Annotated in this window: 2 protein-coding genes; both read right to left on the minus strand. The window is 55.4% G+C overall.

The features are described from left to right. Positions 1-198: 198 nt before the first annotated feature. A complete protein-coding gene (locus tag ACR1XV_RS19745) occupies positions 199-1512 on the minus strand; it encodes an HlyD family type I secretion periplasmic adaptor subunit (protein ID WP_480534508.1) in 1314 nt (437 codons plus the stop codon). Between the two features lie 3 nt (positions 1513-1515). Then, entirely contained in the window at positions 1516-3243 is a 1728-nt protein-coding gene (locus ACR1XV_RS19750; protein WP_480534510.1) for a type I secretion system permease/ATPase, read from the minus strand. Between the last annotated feature and the right edge of the window lie 32 nt (positions 3244-3275).

The raw sequence follows: 3275 nt of genomic DNA on the forward strand, positions 1-3275 counted from the left end.
CTACATCTCACTAGAATATGTCAAATATGCCGCAAGCCCTACAGTTGCCCGACCCTCGGAACGACCTCCCGGGAGTATTCGATTTATGATCCTCACAATACGATAATGTTCTTATTAGACGCCTCTCGCATATGCCACTGTGCCCTAAGAGTAGTATTCTAGGGGGCTCTAAGCTATCATACTACGAAAGATCTCTGGTTATTCTTCCCGAAACGCCTGATTGACTTGATCCAGCAGAGGCTTGGATAAATAGCTCAAAACAGTACGGTCCGTTGTGGTCAGGTAAGCTTCCACAGGCATACCGGGAATAAGTTCTTGATTGCCGAGGCGCTCCAACTCCTCTGGCTCGACAGACACGGTCACCCAATAGAACGAAAGACCCGTGGCCTCATCAACCGATGTCGAGGCCGAGACATCTGCGACCGACCCCACGAGCTCCGGTGTTGTCCGTTGGTTGAAGGCCGGGAAGCGAACCTTGGCGGGTTGACCGATATACACTTGATCCACAGCACTCGGGTCGATCCGCGTGCGCAACACGAAGCCCTCATTCAAAGGAACGATTTGCAGGATCAAGCCACCGGGTGGGACGACACCACCAATCGTACTGAACTGCATCTCATGAATCCGACCGCCGTTTGGCGCGCGGATATCGACCCGATCAAGTTGCTTGCTGGTCGTTAGGATTTGCTGCCGCAGTTCCTGAATCGAAGTTGTGGTTTCCCGAAGTTGCGTGACCACTTCTTCTTTGGTCTGCCGCTGCCCTTGTAAGAGTTCAAGCTCCGTGTCCCGGATTGAGTTCTGAATCCGCGCAAGCTCTGATCTGTGTTCGGCAATCTGGCCTAGAAGATCGGCCTCGTTGCGCTGCAGCGACCGAAGCTGGCTGACCCGCGCGAGGCCTTTGTCGGTCAACGTTGTCTGCGCGGCGATTTCTTCATTGATGTAGCTGAGCTGGCGTTCCTTGGCTTCAATCAATCCATTTACACCGACTGTCTGGTTTTCAAACTGTCGGATTTTCTCGGCCAACTGTTCCCTTCGACCATTCTCCAGATCAATACGCGCCTGAAATATCTGCTGCTGCCCTGCCTGATGTACCTGAACTGCTTCTTCGGTCAGCAATGGATCAACCTCTGCAAAGGAAATCTCGGTCCGTTCCGATTGCTCGGCGAGAAGTCGATCTCTTAACGCCAAGGCCTCTGACAATCGCGTTCGATAGATCGCCATGTTGGCTTTGAGAAGCGTGTCGTCCAACTCGATGAGCACATCACCTTTTTCGATCTGATCTCCATCGCGGACATGCAGTGAATCAATAATGCCGCCATCCAGATGCTGAACCGCCTTGGGTCGTCCCTGAACTTCAACCGACCCTTGAGCGATGACAGCCCCGCTAATTTCGGTAGTGTTCGCCCACCAGGTTCCACCCGCCAGAAGTGTCACTGCTGCGACCATCCCAAACACGCCAGGCCAGCGCGTCGATGTTTTTAACTGAGGCCCCTGCCCTCGCATTGCAATCATCGCTCATACACCTTCGATCGTTGGTGTCGGTTTGCTCCGGGACGGTCGCACCGATTTCTGCAGGATTTCTTCTTTGTTGCCAAATTCGGCAACGCGACCGGAATGCAGCACCAGCACCTTGTTGACCGCAGAAATCGCACTGGGCCGGTGGGCCATAACCACAACCGTACTTCCCCTTTCGCGAAGTGTTACAATCGCCTGTGAAAGCGCGTCATCTCCGGCCGCATCCAGATTAGAGTTGGGTTCATCAAGGATCACGTAGCGCGGCATTCCGAAGATTGCGCGCGCCAAACCGATGCGTTGCAGCTGGCCACCAGATAACGGGGCGGCTCCGAATCCGAGTTGGGTCGCGTACCCGTCAGGCAGCTGGAGGATCATCTCGTGCACACCTGCGATGCGGGCAGCTTCAATGACGTCTTCGTCCTGCGCTTCGGCATCAAAGCGGGCAATATTGTCGCGAATTGTGCCAGCCAGCAATTCCAGCTTTTGGGGTAAGTAACCGATCTGGCGCCCTAGCGCTTCCTCCGACCATTGATCAAGCGTCGCTCCGTCCAGCCGGACCTCACCCTGATCCGGCAGCAGGGCCCCAACAAGAATTCGGGCTAACGTGCTCTTGCCCGAAGCGCTTGGTCCAATGACACCGACAGCATCTCCCGGCTCCAATCGGAAACTCACATTCTCCAGAATTGGCGGCCGCTCTGCGCGCCGATCACTCGGTAGCTTTGTGACCCCTGCAAGAGTCAGATGGCCCTTTGCGGGCGGTAAGTCGATGAAGGGTTTCATCGCGGGAACACTCGCAAAGGCTGTCTTCAAACGCCTATGCGCTTCTCTTGCGCGTACCACATTGCGCCACTGGCCAATAACCTGATCAACGGGTGCCAAAGCGCGCCCGGCAATGATCGAAGTGGCCACAATCATCCCGGCAGAGATCTCCTGCTGTAGCGCCAAATATCCACCCAAACCAAGTAAGGTTGATTGCAACAGCATTCGAAACGCTTTGGAGGCCGCAGCAAAGCCTTCGGCGCGGTCGCCCCCAACCTGCCCGGTTGCAAGCCCATCACGATGCATGTCCGCCCATTTTCCAGCCACACGGTTGGCCATGCCCAAAGGCACAATCGCCTCAGCGTTGCGTCGACTTTGCTCGACAAAAAAACTCTCGGTGCCGTCCATCTGCATCGCCTTGGCGTGATGACGATTTGTCGACCATTGGTTCGCCAGAGCGAGAACAAGAACCACGCTCAGCCCCGCAACCGTCAACCATCCCAGCCAGACATGGATGTAAAAGACGACAGCCAAATAAAGCGGGATCCAAGGCAGATCAAAGAAGCCAAGCATGGAAGGGCTGGGCAGAAAACCCCGGACAACGGCCAGATCGTTCAGCGGACGCCCCAACGCCGGTGTTTCTGACAAGGCAGAGCGCACCCAGATATCATAAGCCGGTTTACCAACCATCTGATCCAAACGATATGACGCGCGGGACATCAGGCGCGTGCGCAGGAAATCGTAGACACCGAGAAAGACGAACAGCACCAATACGATCAGGTATAAGGCTTGCAGCGTAGGCACCGAACCGCTGGCCAAGACCCGGTCATAGACTTGCAGCATGAACATCGGACCGGTGAGCATCAGGATGTTCACCGCAGCCGAAAACACTGCCACTGCCAGAAAGGTGCCGCGCAGCTTACGCACGGCAGTGTCATAGGGGCTCAATCCCGCATATGTTGCGTTCATTGGGCGATATCTCCGGTATCAAAAGCCATCGC

The sequence above is a fragment of the Ruegeria sp. AD2(2025) genome (assembly GCF_056542385.1).